This is a genomic window from Methylobacterium sp. D48H (assembly GCF_053345715.1).
Genome location: NZ_JBKFAP010000003.1, coordinates 25297 through 50535, shown reverse-complemented (window position 1 = coordinate 50535; position 25239 = coordinate 25297). Strand labels below are relative to the sequence as shown.

Genomic DNA, 25239 nt, shown 5'->3' with positions numbered 1-25239 from the left:
CAGGATCTTCGAACTCGCCGCAGATATTTCCACGGCCAAGCTCGAAATTCAAATCTCTTCGACAGGATGCACGCTCGTTCGACGATCCTTCGTGTAGCCTTTTGGCACTGCATCCGAGCGCCGTTCCGAGGGCCGCCATGAGCATGATCGACCGCGAGCTCCGGCCCGATGCGGGCCCGGCCGGGACGGCCTCCGCCCTCCTCACGATCGATCTCGCGGCCATCGCGGAGAATTACCGCCTGCTCGCCGCGCGAGCCGGGACGGCCGCCTGCGCGGCCGTCGTCAAGGCGGACGCCTACGGCCTCGGCGCCGACCGGGTCGCGCCGGTCCTGGCCGCCGCGGGCTGCCGGCACTTCTTCGTCGCCCAGGTCGGTGAGGGCGTGGCCCTCCGGTCCATCCTCGGCCCCGGGGCGGCGATCGCCGTGCTCAACGGCGCCGCCCCGGGCAGCGAGGCGGCCTGCGCGGACCACGACCTCGTGCCCGTGCTCAACGACCGGTCCCAGCTCGACGGCTGGCAGGGCCTGGCCCGGCGGCGCGTGCGGCGCCTGCCGGCGATCCTCCAGGTCGATACCGGCATGGCCCGCTTCGGCTTCGCGCCGGAGGAGGTCGGCGCGCTGCTCGACGACCCAGACGCCCTCGCGGGCCTGGACCTGCGGCTGGTGATGAGCCACCTCGCCTGCGCGGGCGAGCCGGACAGCCCGGTCAACGCGGCGCAGCTCTCGGTCTTCCGGGCGGTCCGGCAGCGCCTGCCGACGGTGCCGGCGAGCCTCGCGGCCTCGTCCGGGATCTTCCTCGGTCCGGACTTCCACTTCGACCTCGTGCGCCCCGGCGCCGCCCTCTACGGGATCGCCCCGCAGGAGGGCGCGGCGAACCCGATGCGGCCGGTGATCGGGCTGCGGGCCCGGGTGATGCAGACGCGCGGCGTCCCGGCGGGGACGCCGGTCGGCTACGGGCACGCGGCCCGAGTCGACAGGGACAGCCGCCTCGCCACGGTCGCGATCGGCTACGCGGACGGGTTCTTCCGCAGCACGGCGGGCGGCGCGGCGTGGTTCGGCGGCGTCCGGCTGCCCGTGGTCGGGCGCGTCTCGATGGACAGCCTCGTCCTCGACGTCACCGACGTGGCGCCCGGCACCCTCGGGCCGGGGGCGCTCGTCGACATCGTCGGGCCGGAGCGCGACGTCGACGCCGTCGCCGCGGCGGCCGGCACGATCGGCTACGAGGTCCTGACCAGCCTCGGCCACCGCTTCCACCGCATCTATCTCGGAGCCTGAGGCAAGCCATGCACGTGATCATCCTCGGCGGCGGCGTCGTCGGCGTCACCTCGGCCTACTACCTCGCCCGGGCCGGCCATCAGGTCACCGTGCTGGAGCGCCAGCCGGGCTCCGGCCTGGAGACCAGCTTCGCCAATGCCGGGCAGGTCTCGCCCGGCTACTCGGCCCCCTGGGCGGCACCCGGGATCCCCGTGAAGGCGCTCAAGTGGCTGATGATGCGGCACCGCCCCCTGGTGCTGTGGCCGCGGCTCGAGCCCCGCCTTTACGCGTGGCTCACGCGCATGCTCGCGAACTGCACCGAGGAGGCCTACCAGCGGAACAAGGGCCGCATGGTCCGACTCGCCGAGTACAGCCGCGACGCGCTGCGCGACCTGCGCACCGAGACCGGCATCGCCTACGATCACCGGGAGAAGGGCACGCTCCAGCTCTTCCGGACGCGGAAGCAGCTCGACCATGTCGGCGACGACACCCGCGTCCTCGACGCCTACGGCGTGCCCTACACGGTGCTGGACCCGGCCGGCTGCGTCAGTGCCGAGCCGGCGCTCGCCGCCGTGCGCGACGTCTTCGTCGGCGGCCTGCGGCTGCCGGGCGACGAGACCGGCGACGCGCACCTGTTCACGCAGCGCCTCGCCGCGATCTGCGAGGGCCTCGGCGTCACCTTCCGCTACCGCACGGCGATCGCGCGCCTGCATCACGTCGGGGACCGGGTGACGGCGGTCGAGACCGCCGACGGCGACCTCCTGCGGGCGGATGCCTACGTGGCGGCGCTGGGCAGCTACACGCCGGCCCTGCTGCGCCCCCTCGGGATCGCCCTGCCGGTCTACCCGGTGAAGGGCTACTCGCTCACGCTCCCCATCACCGATCCGGCGGCCGCGCCGGTCTCGACGGTGATGGACGAGACCTACAAGGTCGCGATCACCCGGCTCGGCGACCGCATCCGCGTCGGCGGCACCGCCGAGCTCGCCGGGTTCAGCAGCGCCCTGCGCGGGCCGCGCCGCGAGACCCTCGCGCGCTCGGTGCAGGACCTGTTCCCGGCCGGCGGCGACCTCGACCGAGCCGCGTTCTGGACCGGCCTGCGGCCGATGACGCCGGACGGCACGCCGATCGTCGGGGGCACGCGGATCGGGAACCTGTTCACCAACACCGGTCACGGCACGCTGGGCTGGACGATGGCCTGCGGATCGGGCCGCCTGCTCGCCGACCTCGTGTCCGGACGGGCGCCGGAGATCGCGAGCGACGATCTGGCCCTCGACCGCTACGCCGCGTGAGCCGGCCGGCCGGATCGGCCCTGACCGGTCCGACTCCCCGTCGCCCGGTCACTGAACCGCCGTCGCGCTGCGCAGCGCGTGCCGTGGCGCACCAGCACAACTCTGCCCGGTATCGCCCCGAACGCGATCCGACCGTGCGTTGAGCAAGACTCCGGGAATCGTGGCGAGTCGCCGTCACCACCGGGCACAATCATTCATGATTCACCGAGATACGACCACCGGTTGATTACATGACGTTCATGACGTGCGGATTCGCATAATCGTCGGATGACTTCCGACAGGCCCAGGCAACCCTTCGCAGCGTGTCGAGTTGAGGACCTGAACGAACGATCCGGGTGCGCAGATGAGTTTCATCGTCGTACAGGGCCAGGACGATCACGAGCAGGCCGATGCCGTTCTTCGGGGCGTCGCCGACGGGCTGGCCCGCCTGTTCGGCGTGCCCGAGCATCCGCCCGGTGTTCAGCACCTGCTGGATTCCGGGACGCAGGAACAGGGTCCCCACCCTGAACAGATCACGCAGCGCAGCGCGCGGCGCGGCGGAAGCAAGAAGCTTCCTCGAGGCCGGTCGGTGAAGACGGGTACCGGCCGGACGCGGCGCGCAGCGGACCAGCCGTCCAGCCGCACGCGAGGGCGCCAGGCGGTGGCCGAGGCGCAGCCCGGGCAACGCGACCAGTCCTGAACCCGGCCCCGGCGCTCGCCCCGGCCTCAGCGCGCCGCGGGCAGGCCGAAGCGCCGGATCTCCAGGTGCATCTGCTCCAGCGGCAGGATCTTGGCGGCCGCACCGCGGTCGATCGCCTCCTTGGGCATCCCGAACACGACGCAGCTCGCCTCGTCCTGGGCGACCGTCTGCGCCCCGGCGCGACGCATCTCCAGCAGGCCGTTGGCGCCGTCGTCGCCCATGCCGGTCAGCAGGATGCCGAGCGCGTTCGCGGCCGCGGCCCGGGCGGCCGACCGGAACAGGACGTCGACCGACGGGCGGTGGCGCGCGACGAGGGGACCGTCCTTCACCGACACCGCGTAGCTGCCGCCTCGGCGCTCGACCATGAGGTGCCGCCCGCCCGGGGCGATCAGGGCGCGGCCGCGCACCACGGGATCGCCGTCCTCCGCCTCCTTGACGGCGATCGCGCAGAGGCCGTTCAGCCGCTTGGCGAACGCCGCCGTGAAATGCTCCGGCATGTGCTGCACGATGACGAGACCGGGGGACTCGGCGGGCAGCACCTCGAGCACGTCGCGCAGCGCCTCCGTGCCGCCCGTCGACGCGCCGATGCAGACGATCCGGTCGGTCCCGGCCACGACGCGCCCGGGCACGGGCGGCGGCAGGACGACGTCGGCCGAGAGCTTCGCCTCCACCAGCGGCCGGGACGGCCGGCTCCCGCGCAGCTTGGCCCGGGCAGCGGCCCGGACCGCGTCGCAGACCCGGACCGTGGATTCGAGCAGGAACTGGCGGGTGTCGACGCGCGGTTTCGGCAGCACGTCGACGGCGCCCGCCTCCAGCACCTCGAACAGGATCCGGGACCCGGCCTCGGTCAGGGTCGAGCAGACGATCACCGGGAGCGGCTTCTGCGCCATGATCTTGCGCAGGAACGTCAGGCCGTCCATGCGCGGCATCTCGAGATCGAGGATGATGACGTCCGGGATCTCCTCCTGGATGCGGCGCGCCGCGATGAACGGATCGGCGGCGGTGCCCAGGATCTCGATGTCGGGCGCCGTCCCCAGGATGCTGCACAGCGTCTGGCGGACGGAGGCCGAGTCGTCGACGATCAGGACGCGGATCGGTCTGGACGCGCTCACCGGCCGGAATCCCGCAGCTTGCCGAAGACGGTCGAGGAGATCTGGTCGAGGCCGGCCACGCCGACGCCCGCCATGGATTCGGAATGGCCGACGATCAGGTAGCCGCCGGGGCGCAGGTGCCCGGCCAGGCGCGCGACCACCGCCCTCTGGGTCGGCTTGTCGAAGTAGATCAGCACGTTGCGGCAGAAGATGAGGTCGACGTCCCGGTCGATCGGGTAGGTCTCGTCCATCAGGTTGAGCCGCTGGAACCGCACCCGGGCGCGCAGCTCCGGCACGATCCGCCCCTCGCGCCGGGCCGGATCGCGCGCGACCATCACGTAGCGGCGGCGCAGGTCCGCCGGCACGGCGTCGAGCATCTCGGCCGGGTAGATCGCCGTCCGGGCACGGTCGAGCACCTCCGAGGAGATGTCGGTCCCGAGGATGGCGTAGCGGAACCGGTCGGCGGCCATGTCGTGCAGGACCATCGCCAGCGTATAGGCCTCGGCCCCGGTCGAGGCCGCCGCGCTCCAGACCTTGAGCAGCGGCCGGTCGCCCCGCGCCGCCAGCCGCGGCACGATCGTCTCGCGCAGCAGGTCGAAATGCGCGGGCTCGCGGAAGAAATCGGTCTTGTTCGTCGTCACGCAGTCGACGAGGTGCGGGAACTCGTCCGCGAGGTGGCCGGCCTCGAACAGGTGGCGGCCGTAGGCCTCCAGGGTCGGGAGATCGAGGGCGCGCATGCGCTTGCGCAGCCGCCCCTCGACCATGGTGCGCTTGGCCGGCGGGAGCTGGATGCCGGCATGCTGCTGGACGAGGTCGGCGACCGAGCGGAAGTGCCGGTCGCTCAGGTGACCCGGATCGGCCTCCATGGTGGCGGATCCCTCAGGCGGCCTGCGGGGTCGCGACCAGGGCCGGGCCGTCGCCGTCCATGAGCGCGACGAGGTCGAACACCACCACGAAGGCCTCGCCCCGGCGGCCGATCCCCGCGATGTAGCGGGCGTTCCAGCGCCCGCCGACCTCGGGCGCCACCTCCATCTCGGCCCGGTCGAGCTCGGTCACCTCGATCACCCGGTCGGCCACGAACCCGACCCGCAGCGGCCGGCCGGGCATCGGCACGTTGAGCAGGATGATCCGGGTGGCCGGCGTGCGCGCCACCGGCGGCAGGCCGAGCTTGGTCCGCAGGTCCACCACCGGGTAGCTCTGCCCGCGCACGTCGATCATGCCGAGCAGGAAGGCCGGCGCCTGCGGAAGCGCGGCCGGGACCCGGTAGTCGAGGATCTCGTGGACGTGCTCGACGTCGATCCCGAAGGTCTCGGCCCCGAGGCCGAGGGTCAGGTACTGCCACACACTGGACATGCAGGATCTCCGGCTGGAGCGCGGCGCGCGACGGCGGCTGACGACGGCGGCGGGATCCGCGCGGGCACGGGCACCGCGCGGATCCGGGCCTCGGGCGAGGTGTCAGGCGACCCGGGTGAAGGCGGCGTCCTGCGCGTCGCCCTCGCCCATGTCGAGGGCGAAGCCGCCGCCCCCGGCCGGGCCGCGCGCGCCCGCCCGCTTCGGGCTCGGGGAGCGGATCGCCGCCGAGGGCGTGCCCATCCGCGCCGCGGTCGCGCGCAGCCGCGTCACCGCCTGGTCGACACCGGTCGCCGGCGCGGCCGCCTCGGTGATCCGGAAGTAGGCGATCGTCGCCTGCAGCTTCTCGGCCTGGGTGGCCAGCTCCTCGGAGGTGGCCGAGACCTGCTCGGAGGCGCTGGCGTTCTGCTGGGTCACCTTGTCGAGCTGCTGGATCGCCTGGTTGATCTGGCCCGAGCCGACATCCTGCTCGCGGCAGGCGGCGGTGATCTCCTCGACCAGGCTGGCGGTCTTCTTGATGTCGGGCACGAGCTTGCCGAGCATGTCGCCGGCCTGCTGGGCGGCCTTGACGGTGTCGGACGAGAGCGTGCCGATCTCGGCCGCGGCCGCCTGGCTGCGCTCGGCGAGCTTGCGCACCTCGCTGGCGACCACCGCGAACCCGCGACCGTGCTCACCGGCCCGGGCCGCCTCCACGGCGGCATTGAGCGCCAGCAGGTCGGTCTGGCGGGCGATCTCCTGCACGATGGTGATCTTCTGGGCGATGGTCTGCATGGCCTCGACGGCGCGGCCGACGGCGATGCCGCTCGCCTCGGCGTCCTGGGCCGATTGCCGGGCGATCGTCTCGGTCTGGCTGGCGTTCTCGGCGTTCTGCTTCACGTTGGCGGCCATCTCCTCCATGGAGGCCGAGGCTTCCTCGGTCGACGAGGCCTGCTCGGTCGAACCCTGCGACAGCTGCTCGGCCGAGGCCGAGAGCTCCTGGGACCCCGCCGAGACGTTGCCGGCCGCCGCGGTCGCCTCGGCCACGACGGTGCGCAGCTTCGTCAGCATGGTCTGCAGGGCGAGGCCCATCGTGTCCTTGTCGGAGAGCGGCCGGGCCTCCACGGTGAGGTCGCCCTGGGCGATCGCGTTGGCGAGCGCCGCGGTCGCGTTCAGGTTCTCGGTCATGCGGCCCATGGCGCCGACGAGGTCGCCGAGCTCGTCGTTGGTCGTGACCGTCGCGGTCTGGCTCAGGTCGCCCATCGACACCGCATCGGCCAGCGAGACGGCACGGCCGAGGCCACGGGAGATCGACAGAGCGAGCCAGGTCGCGATGCCGAGGCCCATGAGGAGCGCGGCCGCCGCCACGCTCAGCAGGATCGTCTGACCCTGGGCGGATTCCGCGGTGGCCTGGGCCGCGGCGTCGTCCATGAACCGCTTCTGCCGCTCCGCCAGCGCCTCGAACGCGTTGATCGCGGTCGTGCTCACCGTCGCGTACTCGCCGGAGGCGACTTCTGCCGCCTTCACCGAGCTGCCGATCTCGACGAGGGCGAGCGCCCGCTGGAAGGAGGACGCCCAGGTCCCGAACCGCTCGCGGACAGCCGTCACGGCGATTCCCGCCGCCTGGGACGCCGCCGCGAGCTCGTCCACCGACCGGTTAATCTCCTCGCGCGACTGCTTGGCGAGGGCCACGCGCTGCTGGAGCGCCTCGACGCTCGTGGTCCCGGTGGCCGAGGTCAGCTGCCCCCAGGCCCGCTCGACCCGGCTCTTGAACACCGCGGCGACCCGGGCGAGCCGCTCTCCGGCGGGGCTCTGGGCGTCGGTCGCCGTGTTGATCAGGGCGTCGAGGTCCGTGCGCAGGGCGGCCAGCGCCGGGCGACCCGCCGCATTGATCTCGGCCCAGGTCTTCCCGTTGGAATTGTCGCGGGTCAGCTCCAGAGCCCGGTTCCCCAGCGCGTTCTGCTTCTCGTACTTGGCCGACAGGTCCTCGTAGAGCCGCTTGCCCTCGTCGGTCATGAGCAGGGGCTTCACCTTGGCCAGCGACGCCATGGCGTCACCGTGGTTGGTCGCCGAGCGCTTGGCGAACTCCGTCATCTGCGCCTCGTCCGGGCTGATCAGGGCTCCGCGGACGTTGAACGCGCTGCGGATGGCGTGCGCCTTGCCCTCCAGGACCTGCTTCTGGATCTCGGCGCGGCTCAGGACGTACTTCATCGTCGCGTCGGCGGCCGTGAGCCTCTGGTAGCCGACCCCGCTGGCCGTCCCCAGGAGAACGAGGATCGCGCCGAAGCCGACCCCGAGCTTGGCCTTGATCGAGAAACGCATCGCCCTTTACCCCTACGCAAACACGAGATTCTGACGGGACTTCGGAAATACTTCGGAAAGACTTCAGTCGAGGATCTGCTCGAGCTCGGGGACGATGATGAATTCGTCCCCCGCCTTGACGATCGAGCGGATGTACTCCGGGCGCCAAGTCGTGCCGACGGGCGGCACCGCCTCGCACTGCGCCGGATCGACCTCCGTGACCGCGAACACCTTGTCGGCCACCAGCGCGACGACCACGGGGTCGCCCGCTACCGGCACCTCCAGGACGAGGAAGCGCGTGTCCGGGCTCGCCGACGCCGCCGGCATCCCGAACCGCTCGCGGATGTCGGCCAGAGGCACGACGTTGCCGCGCACGTTCACGATCCGATCGATATGCGGGCGCGCCCCCGCCACCCGCGTCGCCGGGATCGGATCGATGATCTCGCGCACCATCCCGGCCTCCAGCGCGAAGCTCTCCGAGCCGATCCGGAACATCACCACCTGCTGGCCGCCCTGCCGACCGTCCCGCTGGCCGCCGTCGGCGGCCGCCTGCGGGCCGGGCTCGACGACTCCGCGCGCCACGCCGCCGCTCATCACGCCACCTCCTGGTACTCGCGCACGCCCTCGGCGCGCCCGCCGCTCACGAGGCGGCCGACATCGATGATCAGCGCGGCCGTGCCGTCACCCAGGATCGTCGCCCCGGAGAAGGTCGCCACGTCCGCGTGCAGCTTCGACAGCGACTTGATGACGGTCTGGTGGTTGCCGATGATCTGGTCCGCCACCAGGCCGACCCGCGCCTCACCGGCGGCCACCACGATCACCTTCTGGTGCAGGTCCGGCTCGCCCGCGGCCCCGAACAGGCTGCGCAGCCGCAGGAACGGCACCAGCGCGCCGCGGATGTTGAGGAAGTCCCGCCCGCGGCCGCCGCGCTCGCTGGCGGGCAGCTCGACGCATTCCTCCACCGCGGCCAGCGGGATGACGTAGCGTCCCTCCCCCACCCGGATCAGCAGACCCTCGATGATCGCCAGCGTCAGCGGCAGGCGCAGCGCCACGCAGGTGCCGCCGCCCGGCTCGGTCGCGATGTCGATCGTGCCGCGCAGGCTCTCGATCGTCTTCTTGACGACGTCCATGCCGACCCCGCGCCCCGACAGGGCCGAGATCTCCTGCGCGGTCGAGAAGCCCGGCGCGAACAGGAACTGGTAGATCTGCTGGTCGGTGAGCACCGCGCCCGGCGCGCACAGGCCCTTCTCCTCGGCCTTGGCGCGGATGCGGGCCGCGTCGAGCCCGGCGCCGTCGTCGCGCACGCTCACCAGCACCTGCGCGCCGACATGCTCGGCGGTGAGCGTGATCCGCCCGGTGGCGGCCTTGCCGCCGGCCGCGCGGCGCTCGGGCGCCTCGATGCCGTGGTCGATCGCGTTGCGGATCAGGTGGACGAGCGGGTCGGCCAGGCGCTCGATCACGGTCTTGTCGAGCTCGGTCTCCTCGCCGGCGGTGACGAACTCGACCGGCTTGCCGAGATCGCGCGAGAGGTCGTGGACGAGGCGGCGGAAGCGGCCGAACAGGGCGCCGATGGCGACCATGCGGATGCTCATCGTGGTGTCGCGCAGCCGCGCGGACAGGCGCTCGATCTCCTCGGCGATGGCCTTGAGGCCGGGATCGGCATGCAGGCCGGCGAGCTGGCTGAGCCGCGCCTGGGCGATGACCAGCTCGCCGACCCGGTCCATCAGCTCGTCGAGCCGCTCGGCCTCGACCCGGACGCTGCTGGCCGGCCGCTCCTCGGCCCGCCGGGCCGGGACGCGCTCGGTGGCCCGGGCCGCGGGCTCGACCGCCCCCGGTCCGGCCGGTCCGGTCTCGCCGGACGCGCGGGCGGCGAGATCGGCAGCCGGAACCGCGCCGGACGGCGGCCCGGACGGCGGCCCCGACGGCGGCCCCGACGGCGACGGTGCGGCCTCGGCCGGCTCGGGCGCGGCGTCCGGTGGCGCGGCCGAGACCGGGACGAGCGTCAGGGTCATCTCGTCCCGGACGAACAGGAAGACGTCCTCGATCGCCTCGCGGGGCACGGCCGCGCGCAGCGTGACGTCCCAGCCGATGGCGAGGCTCTCGGGGTCGAGGGCCGGCAGCTCGGGCAGCGCGTCGAGGCGCGGCACGATCGTGCAGGCGCCGAGGTCGCGCAGCTCGTCGAGGAGCGCCAGGGGATTGGTCCCGTTGCGGAGGATCTCGGGCGCGAACGCGATGCCGATCTGCCAGCCTCCCTCCCCCGCCGCAGCGGGCCCGGCGGCCGGCTCCGGGAGGAGCGCGGACGGGGCGGCCGGGCGGGACGCGGCGCCGAGCAGCTGCTCGAGTTCGGCCAGGATGGCCTCGCCGATGATCGGGGCGCTCGCCTCGGGCTCCTCGATGAGGCCGCGGATGTAGTCCTTGGCCGAGAGGGAGACGTTGACGAGGTCGCGGCCGACCGGGACCTCGCCGCGCCGGACGCGGTCGAAGGCGGTCTCGAAATCGTGGGTGAAGGCGGCGACCTGCTCGAAGCCGAACATGGCGCCCGAGCCCTTGATGGTGTGCAGGGCCCGGAAGGCCGTGTCGATCAGGGCCCGGTCCTCGGGCCGGTCGCCGAGGTCGAGCAGCGTCGTCTCCAGGCGGGCGAGCAGCTCGGCGGCCTCGGCGCGGAAGATCTCCGCGGGATCGAGAGCAGTCATGGGACGAACGGACCCCCGGACACAGAACGCAGATACAGAACCAACCGCCCGATCCTGAGCGCGAACGGACGCGCCGATACCGGAGACCGGCCGCGTCCTTCGCGATCAGGCAGTCGAACAGACTGTCCCGGCGCGCGGCGACCGCGCGGTGACGGGACACGACGCGAAGCCACCGCCTGACTTCCTGGGTTGTATATAATCGGACCAGAAATTTTCGGTTAACGAACAGATTTGAGTCCGGAACGGGAAGTATATCCACATCGAGTTTGAAGACATTGATTATCGGATACTGCGATCGTGTGAGACGCGGATCACAGGATCTCGGGCGCGCGGTGCGGCACGACTCCGGCCATCACGGCGCATCGACGCGCGTCGACGAACGTCGATGGACTCGGTCGGACGTGGACGGACGCGGACGGGCGTGGCCGAACATCGACGCCCACCGGCGCGCAGCCGCGCGGATGCGGGCCGCGGCAGGTCCCTGCGGGCGGCGCGCGGATCGCGACGGGACTTGAACCGGGAACGGGGCCGGTCGCGGCCGGTCCGGCGCGGGAAGGCCCGGCCGCGGCGCGACCGCCGACCGGGCCCGAACGGGCTGCCCTCGGCGCGCGCCGGCGCGGCGGGCGCGCTCAGAACAGGTCGATGCCGTCCAGATCGTCGGCGGCGTCGGCGGCCGGCGTCTCGGAGGCCGGAGCCCCCCCGAGCAGGCGCTCGGTCAGGCGCGCGCGAACCTCCCCCAGGGTGCAGCCGGCGATCGCCGCCGCGATCCAGGCCGGATCGGCCGCGGCCTCCGGCGCCGCGACGCGGTCCGCGCTGTGGTCGGCGAGCCGCCCGAGTTCCGCGCCGGCCGAGCGCAGCAGGCCCTCGACGTTCTGGATGCGCTGCTTGGCCCGGTCCTGGAACTGCATCGCCACGATCGCCGCCGACACGTCCTGCGTGATGGCCTGCGTGGTCTCGGCGGTCTGCTGCAGGATGCCCGCGACCTGCGCGTTCTGCTCGACCAGCGCCCGCATCACCATGCGGACGCGCGTCTCGGCGGTCCGGCTCTCCTCGGACATGTCGATCGCCGCGATGTCGCCCAGCAGGGCATGGCTGCCGCGCAGGCCGGCCGCCATGGTGCCGATCTGCTGCTTGATCACGTCCGACAGGGCGTTGATCGTCGTGGCGAGGCCGCGCACCTCGTCGGCGACCACCGCGAAGGCCGCGCCGCTGGCGCCGGCCCGGGCCGCCTCGATCTTGGCGTTCAGGGCGAGCAGGTTGGTCTGACGGTTGATCCGCTCGATCTGCGCGACGCTCCCCTCGACCGACGACAGGCCCTCGAGCACCCCGGCCAGACCCTGCGCGAGGGTCGACCCGCGGGACGACATCAGGGTGATCCGCTCGATCAGGGCGGTGAGCGTCTCGCCGAGGCCGGCGGCGACGTCGCCGAGCTGCAGGGTCCGGTCGTCGATCCGGACGGTCTGGACCGAGGCGACGAGCCCCCGGACGATCTCCGACTGCTCGCAGGTCGTGGCGGCGATGCTCTGGAAGCGGTTGGACAGGCCGTGGACGTTGGCCTCCACGTCGGTGGAGACGATCCCGAGTTCGGCGACGAGGGCGTCGAGCAGCGTCCGCTGCTGCGCCGAGAGGCCGAGCCAGGCCTGGAGCAGGTCGGCCGCCTGCGCGGCGGGCGCCGGCTCGGCCACGATCGCGGCGGGTAGCGGCGCGGGCTCGCTGGACGACGCGGCCGCCTCCGGGAGCGGCGCGGCCGGGATCGCCGCGCCCGATCCGCGCCGGTCATCGAGCCCCACCTCGGACCCCACCTCGGGCCGCATCCCGGGCCGGCGGAACCGGTCCGGGACCTGCCTGAGGATGTCGTGGGCGACTTGGAAGGCCATCGGCGGGCGGGTCTCTCGGCGTCGTCCGACGCGCGCGGGTCATGCAACAATCCCACGGTCGGCACCCGACCGAGGCTAAGGATCGCCGTTGAAGAAAGCGTTATCGCCCGGCCGATGGCCGCTGCGGCCGTCAGAGATCACAGTATTAGCCAATCAACACTGTCCGAGGCCGGGCAGACCTCCGTCCTGTGCTGCGTCTGCGGCCGCGTCGGCCGTCCGCGATTGGCCGAACCTTCAGGAAGAATTTACCCGCCGCGGTGTTGACTCGGGCGCGGCGGCGCGTCGCCCCGCACATCCGTCGTCGAGGTCACGAACCCGCATGTCCGAGGCTCCCGTCCTCACGCTCGGTCCCGACTGCACCATCCGGACCGTCCGGGCGCTGCAGGACACGCTGGCGGCGGCGCTCGCCGGCGGGGCGCGCCTCACCCTCGACTGCGCGGCGGTCGAGCGCGCGGACGTCACCTTCGTCCAGGTCGTGCTCGCGGCCGACCGGACGGCGCGGGGTCGGGCCGCCGGGATCGCGCTGGTCAACGTCCCCCCGGCGGTCGAGAGCGCGTTCCGGCGCGCCGCGATCGAACACCCCAGCGCGCCGCTCCTCTAGGCGCGCGTCAGGCACAAGAACGGAATCCGTGTCATGGCCACTGTCCTCGCCGTCGACGATTCGCCCAGCATCCGGCAGATGATCAAGGTGGTACTCGGCCCGGCCGGCCACACGGTGATCGAGGCCGGCGACGGCGCCGAAGGCCTCGCGAAGGCCAGGAGCGAGAGCGTCAACCTCGTCATCACCGATCTCAACATGCCGGTGATGAACGGGCTGGAGATGATCAAGCAGCTGCGGACGCTGCCGAGCTGCACCGGCGTGCCGATCCTCTTCCTGAGCACGGAATCCGACGAGGCGATCAAGCAGCAGGCGAAGGCGGCCGGGGCGACCGGCTGGATCACCAAGCCGTTCAAGCCCGAGCAGCTGCTCGCCGTCGTGGGCAAGCTCGTCCGCGCCTGAGGCCGCGACCGAGGCCCCGCTTCGCAGGGCCCGTCATGACCCCGTCGCGGACGCTCCGATCCGGCGGGCTCATTTCAGGTGGTAGGCCACCCCGGCGATCAGCGCCTTCTCCTCGGTGTTGAGCGTGCGCCGCGGGTCGCCCCCGAACTTGTTGTGCCAGTACTGGAACCCGGCGAAGACCTCGACCCGGTTGGGCGTGCCGGCGACGAGCTGCCCGACATCGAGCACGAGGTTGGTCTGGGAGACGAATTCCAGCTGGGTGTCGTTCTCGTTGAATCGACCGTAGCGCCCCTTGGGCAGCACGATCGTGTTGAAGCCGGCGAGCGACAGCGGCAGCCCGGTGAACGGCAGCGGGATCGTGTAGGTGATCTCGAATTCCGGCGTCATCTTGAACTCGACGCTGCGGAAGTGCGCGTAGTCGAAGCCCGGCACCGGCCCGTATCCGGCGAAGCCGTTGCGGGAGAACTCCTTGTAGCCCTGGACCTTCAGGTTCACGAACCCGGCCGGCACGTCGAAGGCGAAGCTCAGCCCGAAGGTCGCCGCGCGCTTCTCGGAATCGAAGGTCGTGTCCTTGGTGTTGACGTCGGCCCCGAACGACAGGCCGACATCCTTCACGAAGCCGGGGATGGCCAGAGCCTGCGTGTCGAAGACCTTGTTGAAGCTCAGGACGCCCCGGTAGATCAGGTAGAACTCGGTGGCGCCGACGCCCTCGAACCGGCCAACCTGATTGCCGGCCGGATCCTGGGATCCGGACCGGAGGATGTCGAGGGAGAGCAGGTTGGTGCCGTAGGCCCACGCGTTGGCGTGGAACAGGTTGATGACGGTCTTGGGGACCTCGCGCCCCACGAACTGGCCGTCGGGACGCTGGACCCGGAGGCCGGGCTCCGCCGAGGGTCCCTGGAAGCGGTAGCTCACCACAGTGTCGGAGAAGTTGAAGAAGGACGGCGGCGGCGCCGCCATCACGGTGGCGGCCGCGACGGCAACGGAGGCCTCCTGGCGCCGCGCGCGGGCCGCGGCCGCGACGGGCGTCCCGTCGGCCGCACCCGTCCCCGACGTAGCCGAGGAACTGGCCGCGGCCGTGGCCGGAGCGGGCGCCGGCTCGGCGCGGGCGGGCCCGGCCAGACCGACCCCGCAGGCCAGGATCAGCAGGCCGGCCGCCGGGTGCGGGCTCGCCCGGGACACCGACCGGAGCATCGCGCGCCCTGTCCCCGCGCCCGGCCCCTGCCCGCGACGGCGCCGCGCGGGCCGCGACCGCCCGGGCGCGCCGCCGGTCAAAACAGCTTCCAGAACACGAGGATCATGAGCCCGTAGGCGGCGATCAGCAGCGCGGCGCCCTGCAGGTTGACCCGGGTCCGCCGCGCCGGATCCGGCGTCAGCCACCAGCCCAGCCGCTTGGCCGTCCAGGGCACCATCAGCGAGGTGAGCAGGACGCTGAACACGTTGCTGATGAACAGGGCGACCGGGAAATCCACCTTCAGCATGCCGGCCAGGATCGGCGCGCCGACCAGGACGCCCCACAGGAACACGGTCGGGTAGAGGGTCAGCACGACGATCATGTTCATCTTCCACGCCGCGGGCGCGCCCTCTCCGGGCGGCGCGACGTTGCGGAACCACTGCTCGAAGCCGCTCTGCACCGTCCGCGTGTGGAATTCCGCGGTCATCGGCGCCGCCTCGGCGACCAGGGCCCGCCGCTCGGGCGAGTCCATCCAGGTGCGCAGGTTCGCCTCGCTGTCGAAGCGCAGGATCGCGACGTAGTCCTCCTGCACCCCCGGCACGGCCGGCTCGAACCGGTAGCCCTGCATGCCGGGCGCCCGCGACTGCGCGGCCGCGATCTTCTGCTCCCACCGGAGGTAGGCGGCCTCCATGCCGGGCTTCACGCGGGTGCTGATCACCGCGCTGACCGGCGAAGTCCGGGCCGCGCCGGCGTCGTCCTTGACGATGTGGACGTCGTCGCGGCCGACGAGCATCGGCGTGGCGCCCTGGATGCGGGCCTGCCGCTCGGGGGAGGCCATCCAGGTCTTGGCCTGCTCCAGGCTGTGGAACCGCTGCACGATCACCCAGTCCACCTGCAGCGGCGGGCGCGGCGGGATCAGCTGCTGCTCGATGAAGCCCGGGAAGGCCGCGACGACGGCGCTGGTGTCGACCTGCCAGCGGGCGAAGGCGTCCGCGCTCTCCGGCCGGATGGTCGTCTGCGTCACGATGCTGACGGACGATGTGGCACCGCTCATGAACCGACGCGCTTCCGTTGCACGGCTGCCTGCACTCGCGCGTTGGCTTCGCCCGGCCCCCGGCGCCGCGCCCGGTCACCGCCCGGCGGGTCCGGGGCGGTGCCGAGAGGCGCCACCTCCGGCGACCCGGACGGCCGGTCCGTGGACCGCGGCACCGAGGCGGCGGCGGACCCGCAGGGATCTGCCGCGCCGCGGAACACGAGGATAAACAACCGAAAATTGATCTTGCATCGAGCGCCCGCCACTCCATTGGCAGCACTGCTCTGCATGCCTGCATCAGCGGGCAATCTACGACCGGAGTCAAGACCTCGGCGCGGAGGTCGAATATTTTAATTGTAAATACAGCTCGTTCTCTACGGCGATCGTCTTTTAAGCGGAAACGCTTGCACGATATTTATCTTCCGCGCGCGCGGCCCGGAATGCCGGACTTTTTCGGCGCCCGCTCCGCCCGAGCCCCGCCGAGCTGGGACGGAGCGACAATGAAAAGACGGGGCGGAGACGATCGTCGCCGGGCGCGGCGGAGGGTGTGGCGCCGGGTGTGGCGCAGGGTGTGGCGCAGGGTCGGGGCGCCCTGCCATGACGGGACGGATTATTTCTTGTCCGTCCGTCTCAGGCGGGGCGCCGCCGTCCCGATCAGGAGCCGCCGCCGCGACCGCGACGCGCCATATGTGCTGCTCGGATCGGGCCGGAGAGCCTGATCGATCATCTCTTCACGGTCGTTTTATTGCATTTCCCTATATTTACAATTCGACTGCCGACGATCGCGGGCCGGCGTTGACGCGGCACTTCCGCCCCTGTCTATTCTGTCGCCAAGCCGCGGGTAGCCGCTCGTTACTGGCTGACGAACATGCGTTCGCAGGACGCACGGTTTCAGCGGAACGTCCCGATCCGCGCGCGGCCCCGTCGCCGATCCTGCCCGCGCGGCTCGACGGTGGTCGCGCTCCGTGACACCCCGCACCGCTCGGCCGGACCGCGCGGCGACATCGCTCAACTCGAAGCCAATGCCGGTCGGCCGACCCGGAGTTGTTAAGCACGCCGCGCGAAGTCTAGTGCGGTCCGACACAACAATCGGGACCGCCCCTCGATTAAGAAATCTCCGCGGTTCATAGTCTCGACCAACCGACCCGTTTCGCGACGACAGAGGTTCCAATGTCTGACAACCACGAAAAATTCATGGCCCGGGCGATCGCCCTGTCGGAGAAGACGTCGCTGGTCGACAGTGCCGGCGGCGTGTTCGGCTGCGTGATCGTCCAGGACGGCGAGATCATCGCCGAGGGCGCCAACCGCGTCGTCGCCGAGAACGACCCGACCTGGCACGGCGAGATCGAGGCGATCCGGAAGGCCTGCAAGGCGCAGGGCAGCTTCAAGCTCCGGAACGCGACGCTCTACACCAGCGCCGAACCCTGCCCGATGTGCATGGCGGCCGCCTACTGGGCCGGCGTCAAGAACGTCTACTACGCGGCGCAGGTCGAGGACGCACTGGAATACGGCGGCTTCGACGACAGCATGATCTACGCCGAGCTCAAGAAGGATGTCGGCGAGCGCTCTATCCCGACCCAGCAGATCATGCGCGAGGAGGCCGTCGAGGTCTGGAAGAAGTACGCCCAGAAGGCGGACCGCGTCCCCTACTGAGGGCCGGATCGCGAGACCGGCCGTCCTGCTCCGCCCGCTCAGGCCGCGTCGCCCGAGCGGGCCTCCACGCCCGCGCAGTGCCCAGTCATGAATGCTGAGACCTTGAGGACGGCCTGCAAGGGCCCGGTCATCGACGCGGGCGACCCGCAGTTCCGGGAGGCGCTTCACGGGAACCTGTGGAACAGGCTGATCCCCGACCGGGCGCCGCAGATGATCGTCAGGGCCGCCGACGAGGACGACATCGTCGCCACCGTGAAGTTCGCCCGCGCGCACGGCCTCAAGGTCGTCGTCCGCGGCGGAGGCCACAACTGGTGCCAGCCGACCCTGCGCAACGGCGGGATCCTGATCGACCTCGGGAGCCTCGACAGGATCCTGGCGATCGATGTCGCGCAGCGCCGGGCCGTCATCCAGCCGATCGTCAGCAACCGCGACATCCAGAAGGCGCTCAACGCCCACGGACTCGCCTTCCCGACCGGCCACTGCCCCCAGGTCAAGGCGAGCGGCTACTTCCTCGGCGGCGGCATGGCCTGGAACCCCACGGTCTGGGGCTACGGCACCGAGAGCCTCGAGGCGATCGAGCTCGTCACCGCCCAGGGCGAGCGGATCCGGGCCAGCGAGACCGAGAACCCGGACTTCTTCTGGGCCGCGCGCGGCGCCGGCCCAGGCTTCTTCGGGATCGTCACCAAGTATTTCCTCAAGCTCCACGCGCTGCCGAAGGCCATTCACGGGAGCGAGTATTTCTATCGCCTCGAGGATGCGCCGGCCGTCGGCACGTGGCTCGGCGAGGCGGCGCCCACGATCGCGCCGAGCGTCGAGCTGACCCAGTTCCTCGTGAAGGCGCCGCCCGCGCTGGCCGAGGCGGCGGCGGACCGGAACGGCTGGGTCTGCATGGTCACCGCCACCGCCTTCGAGGACACCCCGGAGGCGGCCCGGCGCGCGCTGGCGCCGCTCGATGACGCACCGGTCGCGCCCCTGTCGAGCGCGCGGGTGACGCCCCTCGACTTCGAGCAGCTGTTCGACGCGTCCGGCGCGCTCTTCCCGGAGGGCGTGCGATCCCGGGTCGAGGCCACCTTCTCCAATCACAGCCCCGGCGCGGTGATGGCGGCCATCCTGCCCCTGTGGCAGCGGGCGCCTTCGGCGACCTCGGTGTTCCTGTCGACGATCTTCTGCGGACCCGACGTCCCGGGGCCGCAGCGGAACATGGCCCGCTCCATGACCTCGAAGGTCTATGGCGGCCCCTGGACCATGTGGCACGAGGCGGACGACGATCAGGCCAACGCCGCCTGGCATCGGGCGGTGATCGCCGCGCTGAAGCCGCTCAACATCGGCTACTACATCGGCGAGACCAACACGGTCGAGCAGCCCGAGATCGTCGCCCAGGCGTTCACGCCCGAGAAGTGGCAGAGGCTGTGCGCGCTGCGCGACGAGCACGATCCGGACCGCGTGTTCTTCGACTATTTCGACGGTCTCCGCTGAGCCGCGGCGCGGTCACGTCGGCGTGTCGGTCGCGTCCCAGGGCGTGTCGCGGTCGTTCTGGAATCCGGTCAGCCAGTTCAGCGCGACGTGGCGCTCCGCCACGACGTCGCCGTTGAGCCCCGCGGGGGCTGTCCCCTTCTGCCGCGCCTGCCGGACGACCCAGTGCGCCCGCCACGCGCGGTCCAGCGCCTCCAGGATCTCGCCGGGCGGCCGCAGCCGCGCGGCGTCGGCCGCGCCCGCGTCCCGGGCGAGCGGCGCGACCGCCCGCCAGAGCGCGTCGACGTCGACCGTGGCGTCGCTGTCGGCGATCCGGGCCGCGCGCACGCCGAGCGCCCACAGCAGGGTGTTCGCGGCCTCGTAGCGCCAGGACGCCGCCGCGGCGTCCTTCGGGTCCGCCGCCTCGATCTGGGCGCGCTCGGCCGGCGACAGGGCCGCGAAGCCGGTGGGATTCAGCGTCCTCTGCCCCGGCTCGCGCAGCGTCGTGCCGGCGCCGAAGGCCTGCCCCCAGGCCGCGATGTAGAGCAGGGCCAGAGCCCGCCGGAGCACCTCCGCCGGCGGTCGCAGCGCGAGTTCCGCCTCGCCGAGCGCGGGGGGCATGCCGGCGGGCGGCTTCGGGTCCAGATCCTCCAGGCGCTCCAGGGTCCGGGCGCGGCGCGCGACGGCGTCGGGCGGGTAGGGCAGACGCGCGGCCGGATCCGTCTCGCCCGCGGCCGACAGGAGGAGCGCCATGTCGGGCGCGCGCACGGAGCCGTCGGGCAGGAAGAGGACGGCGTTCGCCGCGAGCGCCCAGGTCTCCACGCGCGGCAGGTCGGACGCGGCGACCGCGAAGCTGACGTGGTTGCGGACGCGCTGCAAGTGGCGCCAGAGATGGTAGCGGAGGGCGGTCATCTGCCCGTCGCCCCGTCCCATGACGTAGCCGATGAACCCGTCGAGATGCGGCTGCAATTCGGGGTCGGAGAGGTCCCGCCGGCCGTTCAGCGCGTGGTCGAAGGGGAGCGCGGGCAGGTCGCGCACGGTCGCGTAGGCGTTGACGAGAAGCGGTTCGTCCGGCGCCGCCTCCGCCGGTGCCGCATCGGCGCGTCCGAACAGCCGCTTCAGCAGATTCATGGTCTCTCCCTTCCGGTCTTCCCGCGCAGCGGCGCCTCCGAGGCCGGCATCCGCACCGGGCCCGGTCGCGCCGGGCGCGCGAGCGCGGAAGCGGGCGCGCCCAGAGTGGGGCGGGCGCACCGGCCGGGCAAGGCGCGCCGCGCCCGGAGCCCTCGGAGGCCGGATCGCAGCATTCGGTTGACGTGGCCGTTCGGCCGGTTAGAAAACCGGCCGTCGAATCGGTTATCGATCCGGTTGCGCCCAATCTTTGTCGCTCGGAAGCTGTAGCTCGACCGCATCTATAGCCTCCTGGACCGAGACTGTTCGCTGCGCCGGCTCGATACCGGGACGCCGACCCGACCGCAATCCTGCCACGCCCGCCCTGCCGCGCCCGCGTCTCGCCATCAGGAGCCGACCATCGCCGAAGCAGCGCCCCCGCGCGACCGCTCGCGACCGCGCGCCCTCGCCGGGCTCCTGGCAGCGACCGTGCTGCTGCCGCTCGCGATCCTGCTGATCGGGCTCTGGCAGGGCCAGCGCGGCCTCGACGACTGGCGGGCCTTCGCGGCCGAGCGCGACCGCCTCGGCGCGGTCGTGGCGGATCTGGAGGCGCGGTCTCCGCGGGACGGGCGCCCCGATTTCAGCCTGCAGTTCCGGCACGACGGCCGCCTCTACGGCGGCCCCTACGCCGCGGTGAAGGCCCGCGAGATCCGCGACCACGCGGGGACCCTCGCCGCCGTGATGGACTGGCGGCGCAGGCTGCCGGCGGTCGCGGTCGCGGGCGGAGGAATCGCGGCGGCGCTCTCCGTGCTCGTTCTGCTCGTCGGCGGCCTGCTCGGGCAGCTGGGACGCGGGTCGCGCGACGCCCTGGTCCGCGGCTTCTCGCTGGTGCGGCGGCTGCTTCCGCCCGCCCTCGCCGCCCAGATCGTGGCGGCGACCGCCGGCCTCGTCGCGGTGGTCCTGTTCGAGGCCGGGCTGCTCGTCGACGGCGGCCTCAGCGGCGGCGGCGTGAAGCTCCTGGCGATCGCGGCCGGCGCGGTCGGCGCCACGATCCTCGCCGCGTGCGGCGCCCTGATCGGCCTGCGCCGGGCCCTCGTCGCCTTCGCGCCCGAGCCGCTGCCGATCCTCGGGCGGCGGATCGCGCCGGCCGAGGCGCCGGGTCTCTGGCGCCTCGTCGAGGCGCTCGCCGACCGGATGGGCGCGCTCAAGCCCGAGGCCCTGGTCGTCGGCCTCACCGAGGGCTTCTTCGTCAGCGCCGGCCCGGCCGTGCTCGAGCCCGGCGGCGCGCGGCTCGACGGCCGGATCCTCTACGTGCCCCTGCCCTATCTCGCCCTGCTGCGCGTCGACGAGACGGCGGCGATCCTCGGGCACGAACTCGCCCACTACGCCGGCGGCGACACCGCCTACAGCCAGCGCTTCCTGCCGATCTACGCGGGCGTCGGGCGCTCCCTCGACGCGATGGCCGAGCGCGAGCGCGGCGCGCTCGGCGTGCTCGGGCCGTCGATCCGCCTCGGCCTGTTCGTGATGGAGCAGTTCCACCTCGCCGTGCGCCACTGGAGCCGGGTGCGCGAGTTCGCGGCCGACGCGGCCGGCGCCGCCGTGACCTCCCCCGACGCCTCGGCCCGGGCGCTCCTGCGCTACGGCGCCGCGCGCCCGCGCGTCGTCGAGACCCTGGACGCGGCGGCCGACGCGCCGGAGACGGCCGCCGCCGACCTCGTGGCGGCGGCGTTCGACGGCGCGATCGCGCGCGGCCTCGAGGATCCCGCGGCGCGCCTCGAGGACGAGCAGGCCCACCCGACCGACACCCACCCGCCGACCCGCGACCGCGTCGCCGCCCTCGGGCTGGCGATGGACGCGGACCTGCTGGCCGCGGCGGGAGCCGCGCCGCCGGCCCGGGCCCGCGACCAGCTCGCCGCCTACTTCGCCGACCCCGACGGCCTGTGCCGGGCCGCGACGCGGGACTTCCTCGGCGCGGTCCGCGCGCGGGAGACCGCCGCCCGCGCACATCTGGAGGCGACCGCCGCGGAGATCGGAACCGAGGAACGGGTGCTGCGCGCCAGCCACCGCGCCCGCGGCCTCACGCTGGCCGCCAGCGCCGGCCTCTTCGCCGCCGCGGCGCTCGCGCTCGCCCTGTTCCGGATCCCGGGCCTGTCGCCGTACGAGGCCCGTATCGTGGCGGCCGTGGCCCTGGCCCTCGCGGCCGCCTTCGGCGGGGCGGGCGCCTTCGTCCTGTCACGGGGCGAGCCGATCGCCCTGATCCTGAGCCCCGCGGGGCTGACGGCGCCCGGTCTCGACAGGGTAATACCCTGGGAGGCCGTCGCCGATCTCGACATGTCGCTGAGCCGCGGCGGCATCGTCACCCGCCTGCTGCTGCCGCCGGGCGTGGACTGGCCGGAGCGGGCCCCGGGGCGGCACCCCGTGAAGCTCGACGCGAAGCGCCGCATCGTGACCCTCACGGTCGGACTGCCGCGCGGGATGAAGCCGCAGGATTTCGCCGACCTGATCGCCCGCTACCAAGCCGCGCACCACGCGCGCCGCGCCCTGGCCGAGCGCGCCGCGCGCGCGACCGTCGCCGCCGGCACCCCTTCTCCCGAAGCCCTGCCTGCTTGAGGATCGCATGGGATCGCCCGCCAAGCCCGAGACCGCCAAGCCCGAGACCGCCGAGACCCTGCGCCTGCCGCCCGACCGCGCGAGCTGGACCGTCATCCTGGGCGTGCTGTTCGGCTTCGTGCTGTTCGGCGGCCTCCTGGCAGCCAGCGCCGTCTACACGGCGCCCGTGCTGATCTCGGACTGGCAGGTCCGCGAGGCCGCCCGGCCCGTCCCGAACGCCCGCGTGAGCGACGGCAAGTGCAGCACCAAGCTCGTGTTCCACATCTGCGACGCGACGCTCTCGCTGCGGACGCCCGCGGGCAGCGTGACCCGCCGGGTGAACTACGTGTTCACCGGCCTGCACGCGGGCGACTGGACGATCGGGGTGATGGCCGACCCGGCGCATCCCGAAGCCGTCACCACCGATCTCGGCCTCGACCGGCTGTGGAACCGGGCGATCACCCTCTTGGCGATCGACGGGGTGATCCTGGCCGGCCTCGCCGGAGCGCTGATCTCGATCCTCCGCAACGGGCGCGCGGCGTTCCGGACCGCCGCCTGACCGGCCCCGCGCCGGGATCTCGGCCGCGCAGGGCCGTCCGCGTCACGGGACACGCTCGAACCGGCGGACCGGTGCCATACCGGTTGCCGGCCCGGCGATTCGGTACGTGTGCGTCATTGCGCCGTCGACGCCTCAGCCGGTCCCGATGCCAAAGCCGCCGGCCGCGCCGGGCGGACTGGCGCCGGCGCCCCCGACGCGAACATTTGTATAGGTGCTCTGCGCACTCGCTAAATCGACCTCATACGCGGGAAAGCTCCCGTTGCTTCACCAAACATTCCGGTTTTTCATTCGATTTTACTCACTTGACGGACATCGGAGAAATCACACTGCCGCTTTGCCGGGCGCAGACCGGTTTAGGTAGTGCGCCGTGGTTGATAACAATTTTTGTTGCAACAACTTAACCGCGACATATGCTATCGATACAGGATAGGCGTCCGAATCGGGCCGGTCTTTAATATCGAACCTGTATTGCTGCAGGGCACGGCAACCGTGCGGGGCCGCCAGAACAAGGATCGACCGGGCCGTCCGGTCGACGCGACGTGCGGGTGTGCCGATCATGATGTTTGCTGTCCCCGCCCTGCTGTTGGAGTTGGCGTTGACGACACCGGTCTCGGACAAGATGCCGGTCTTCGACGTTCACGGCAGCTGCCGAGCGGCAACGACGGCGATGACCCTCGATCCCGTTCGGCAGAAGCTCTGCCTCCAGGACGAGGGGTCGGCCCGTGCCGAGGTGGCGAAGAAGTGGTCCAGCTTCCCGGCGGTCGACCGGACGCGCTGCGCGGCGGAGGCCCAGCTCGACGGCCTGCCCAGCTACGTCGATCTGCTGGAGTGCCTGACCCTCGCCCGGGAAGCCAAGGCCGAGGACGATCAGTAGCCGCGTCAGGACCGAGACCGAAGACCGTCCCGTAACGCTCTCAGGTTGAGGGTCGACCGTGCCGATCGTGCTGCAGCTTCCCGGATCCCTCCGTCTCCTCGCCCTGGCGGCCATCGCGGGCCTCGCCGCCGGTTGCCGCGATGCGAACCAGTACGTTCCCCCACCGCCGCCGACGGTCTCGGTCGCGCAACCGCTCGTGCGCACGGTCACGCGCTACTTCGAGCTCACCGGCAACACCAAGGCGTTCGCGGCCGTCGAGCTCGAGGCACGGGTCCAGGGCTTCCTGGAGGCGATCACTTACAAGGACGGCGCCGTCGTGAAGAAGGGCACGCCGCTCTTCTCGATCCAGCGCAACACTTACGAGGCGCAGCTCAAGCAGGCGCAGGGCGCCCTGGCGGCGCAGCAGGCCGCCCTGGCAAATGCCCAGTCCGAGTATCAGCGCCAGTCCACGCTGGGCCGGCAGGAATTCGCCTCGCAGGCGCGCGTCGAGGACGCGAAGACCAAGCAGGACCAAGCCAGCGCCGCCGTCATGGAGGCGCAGGCCAACCTCGACATCGCCGCCATCAATCTCGGCTACACGCAAGTCTCCGCACCGTTCGACGGCGTGGTCACCAACCACCTCGCGGATGTCGGGGCGCTCGTCGGCATCAGCGGACCGACCAAGCTGGCGCAGCTCGTGCGCATCGATCCGCTCTACGTCTACTTCAACATCAGCGAGCAGCAGGTGCTGCTGGTCAAGGAGCACCTGCTCGCCACGCACCGGACGCTGGGCGACCTATCCAGGATCCCGGTGGAGATCGGCCTGCAGACCGAGACCGGCTATCCGCATGCCGGCAAGCTCGACTACCTCGCGCCGCAGGTCGACCCGTCCACCGGCACGCTGATGGCGCGGGCGCTCATCGAGAACGGCGACCACGCGCTCCTCCCGGGCCTGTTCGTTCGGGTCCGGGTCCCGGTCGGGCGCCAGGACAAGGCCCTGCTGGTGCGCGACGACGCCATCGGGACCAACCAGCAGGGCAGCTACGTGCTCACGGTCGGCGCCGACGACACGGTCTCGCAGCGGGTGGTGACGCTCGGGCCCCGGGACGGGCGCTACCGGGTGATCGAGGCCGGGCTCGCACCCGGCGACTGGGTCGTCACGGACGGCATCCAGCGGGCAATCCCCGGGGCGAAGGTCGCGCCCCAGAAGGTGGCGGTGGCCGAAGCCTTGCCCGACCCGGCGCCACTCCCGCGGTGAGCCGTCGTCCGGAAGTCCCGGCGCTGCCGACGAGGCCGACACGCCCGACGATCGG

At 72.1% G+C, this 25239-nt stretch carries 22 protein-coding genes; 11 read left to right on the top strand and 11 right to left on the bottom strand.

Annotated features, from left to right (window positions below):
- The first annotated feature begins 137 nt into the window (after positions 1-137).
- From alr to ACLBX8_RS08860, 3 genes are all read left to right on the top strand, one after another.
- A complete protein-coding gene (gene alr, locus ACLBX8_RS08870) occupies positions 138-1271 on the top strand; it encodes an alanine racemase (RefSeq protein ID WP_447698171.1) in 1134 nt (377 codons plus the stop codon).
- Between the two features lie 8 nt (positions 1272-1279).
- Positions 1280-2539: a D-amino acid dehydrogenase gene (locus tag ACLBX8_RS08865; RefSeq protein ID WP_447698170.1), complete on the top strand. Its 1260-nt coding sequence runs from the start codon at positions 1280-1282 to the stop codon at positions 2537-2539.
- Between the two features lie 343 nt (positions 2540-2882).
- Positions 2883-3218 (top strand): hypothetical protein, encoded by a 336-nt coding sequence (locus tag ACLBX8_RS08860; protein WP_447698169.1) that lies wholly within the window; start codon positions 2883-2885, stop codon positions 3216-3218.
- Positions 3219-3244: 26 nt separating this feature from the next.
- On the opposite strand, the gene ACLBX8_RS08855 is transcribed toward ACLBX8_RS08860, so the two are convergent.
- The 7 genes from ACLBX8_RS08855 to ACLBX8_RS08825 all read right to left on the bottom strand — a co-directional run bounded on the left by ACLBX8_RS08855 (position 3245) and on the right by ACLBX8_RS08825 (position 12506).
- Complete coding sequence (locus ACLBX8_RS08855; RefSeq protein WP_020091064.1) at positions 3245-4330, bottom strand: protein-glutamate methylesterase/protein-glutamine glutaminase; 1086 nt, start codon at positions 4328-4330, stop codon at positions 3245-3247.
- Positions 4327-5175, bottom strand: a complete 849-nt coding sequence (locus ACLBX8_RS08850; protein WP_354453730.1) for a CheR family methyltransferase — start codon at positions 5173-5175, stop codon at positions 4327-4329. Before ACLBX8_RS08850 ends, ACLBX8_RS08855 begins: the two co-directional genes overlap by 4 nt.
- Before the next feature lie 13 nt (positions 5176-5188).
- Positions 5189-5662, bottom strand: a complete 474-nt coding sequence (locus ACLBX8_RS08845; protein ID WP_447714988.1) for a chemotaxis protein CheW — start codon at positions 5660-5662, stop codon at positions 5189-5191.
- Positions 5663-5764: 102 nt separating this feature from the next.
- Positions 5765-7957, bottom strand: a complete 2193-nt coding sequence (locus ACLBX8_RS08840; protein ID WP_447714987.1) for a HAMP domain-containing methyl-accepting chemotaxis protein — start codon at positions 7955-7957, stop codon at positions 5765-5767.
- Positions 7958-8020: 63 nt separating this feature from the next.
- Positions 8021-8530, bottom strand: coding sequence for a chemotaxis protein CheW (locus tag ACLBX8_RS08835; RefSeq protein ID WP_020091068.1), 510 nt, complete (start codon positions 8528-8530; stop codon positions 8021-8023).
- Positions 8530-10629, bottom strand: a complete 2100-nt coding sequence (locus ACLBX8_RS08830; protein WP_447714986.1) for a chemotaxis protein CheA — start codon at positions 10627-10629, stop codon at positions 8530-8532. The genes ACLBX8_RS08835 and ACLBX8_RS08830 overlap by 1 nt, the downstream gene beginning before the upstream one ends.
- A 629-nt stretch (positions 10630-11258) precedes the next feature.
- Positions 11259-12506 (bottom strand): methyl-accepting chemotaxis protein, encoded by a 1248-nt coding sequence (locus ACLBX8_RS08825; RefSeq protein ID WP_447714985.1) that lies wholly within the window; start codon positions 12504-12506, stop codon positions 11259-11261.
- 319 nt (positions 12507-12825) lie between these two features.
- Between ACLBX8_RS08825 and ACLBX8_RS08820 the strand changes: the two genes are divergently transcribed.
- Together ACLBX8_RS08820 and ACLBX8_RS08815 are read left to right on the top strand one after the other, a co-directional pair.
- Entirely contained in the window at positions 12826-13107 is a 282-nt protein-coding gene (locus ACLBX8_RS08820; RefSeq protein ID WP_091927766.1) for an STAS domain-containing protein, read from the top strand.
- A gap of 33 nt (positions 13108-13140) precedes the next feature.
- Positions 13141-13506 (top strand): response regulator, encoded by a 366-nt coding sequence (locus ACLBX8_RS08815; protein WP_020091072.1) that lies wholly within the window; start codon positions 13141-13143, stop codon positions 13504-13506.
- A gap of 69 nt (positions 13507-13575) precedes the next feature.
- Here ACLBX8_RS08815 and ACLBX8_RS08810 read toward each other — a convergent pair whose 3' ends face one another.
- Both ACLBX8_RS08810 and ACLBX8_RS08805 read right to left on the bottom strand, forming a co-directional pair.
- Positions 13576-14700 (bottom strand): hypothetical protein, encoded by a 1125-nt coding sequence (locus tag ACLBX8_RS08810; protein ID WP_447714984.1) that lies wholly within the window; start codon positions 14698-14700, stop codon positions 13576-13578.
- 77 nt (positions 14701-14777) lie between these two features.
- Entirely contained in the window at positions 14778-15734 is a 957-nt protein-coding gene (locus tag ACLBX8_RS08805; RefSeq protein WP_447714983.1) for an antibiotic biosynthesis monooxygenase, read from the bottom strand.
- Positions 15735-16883: 1149 nt separating this feature from the next.
- On the opposite strand from ACLBX8_RS08805, the gene ACLBX8_RS08800 reads away from it, so the two are divergent.
- Positions 16884-17366, top strand: coding sequence for a nucleoside deaminase (locus ACLBX8_RS08800; RefSeq protein WP_012321704.1), 483 nt, complete (start codon positions 16884-16886; stop codon positions 17364-17366).
- An 87-nt stretch (positions 17367-17453) separates the two neighbouring features.
- On the top strand, positions 17454-18842 hold the full coding sequence (locus ACLBX8_RS08795; RefSeq protein WP_056529842.1) for an FAD-binding oxidoreductase: 1389 nt from the start codon (positions 17454-17456) through the stop codon (positions 18840-18842).
- Between the two features lie 12 nt (positions 18843-18854).
- On the opposite strand, the gene ACLBX8_RS08790 is transcribed toward ACLBX8_RS08795, so the two are convergent.
- Positions 18855-19949 (bottom strand): DUF4272 domain-containing protein, encoded by a 1095-nt coding sequence (locus ACLBX8_RS08790; RefSeq protein WP_447680696.1) that lies wholly within the window; start codon positions 19947-19949, stop codon positions 18855-18857.
- Between the two features lie 465 nt (positions 19950-20414).
- Between ACLBX8_RS08790 and ACLBX8_RS08785 the strand changes: the two genes are divergently transcribed.
- Both ACLBX8_RS08785 and ACLBX8_RS08780 read left to right on the top strand, forming a co-directional pair.
- Positions 20415-22535 carry a M48 family metalloprotease gene (locus ACLBX8_RS08785; protein ID WP_447698160.1) on the top strand — a complete coding sequence of 707 codons (2121 nt, stop codon included), beginning with the start codon at positions 20415-20417 and terminating at the stop codon, positions 22533-22535.
- 7 nt (positions 22536-22542) lie between these two features.
- A complete protein-coding gene (locus ACLBX8_RS08780; RefSeq protein WP_447698159.1) occupies positions 22543-23073 on the top strand; it encodes a hypothetical protein in 531 nt (176 codons plus the stop codon).
- Positions 23074-23394: 321 nt separating this feature from the next.
- On the opposite strand, the gene ACLBX8_RS08775 is transcribed toward ACLBX8_RS08780, so the two are convergent.
- Positions 23395-23691 (bottom strand): hypothetical protein, encoded by a 297-nt coding sequence (locus ACLBX8_RS08775; RefSeq protein WP_447698158.1) that lies wholly within the window; start codon positions 23689-23691, stop codon positions 23395-23397.
- A 49-nt stretch (positions 23692-23740) separates the two neighbouring features.
- Here ACLBX8_RS08775 and ACLBX8_RS08770 point away from each other — a divergent pair, with 49 nt between their 5' ends.
- Complete coding sequence (locus ACLBX8_RS08770; protein ID WP_447698157.1) at positions 23741-23947, top strand: hypothetical protein; 207 nt, start codon at positions 23741-23743, stop codon at positions 23945-23947.
- A gap of 64 nt (positions 23948-24011) precedes the next feature.
- Positions 24012-25184 carry an efflux RND transporter periplasmic adaptor subunit gene (locus tag ACLBX8_RS08765; RefSeq protein ID WP_447698556.1) on the top strand — a complete coding sequence of 391 codons (1173 nt, stop codon included), beginning with the start codon at positions 24012-24014 and terminating at the stop codon, positions 25182-25184.
- The last annotated feature ends 55 nt before the right edge of the window (positions 25185-25239 follow it).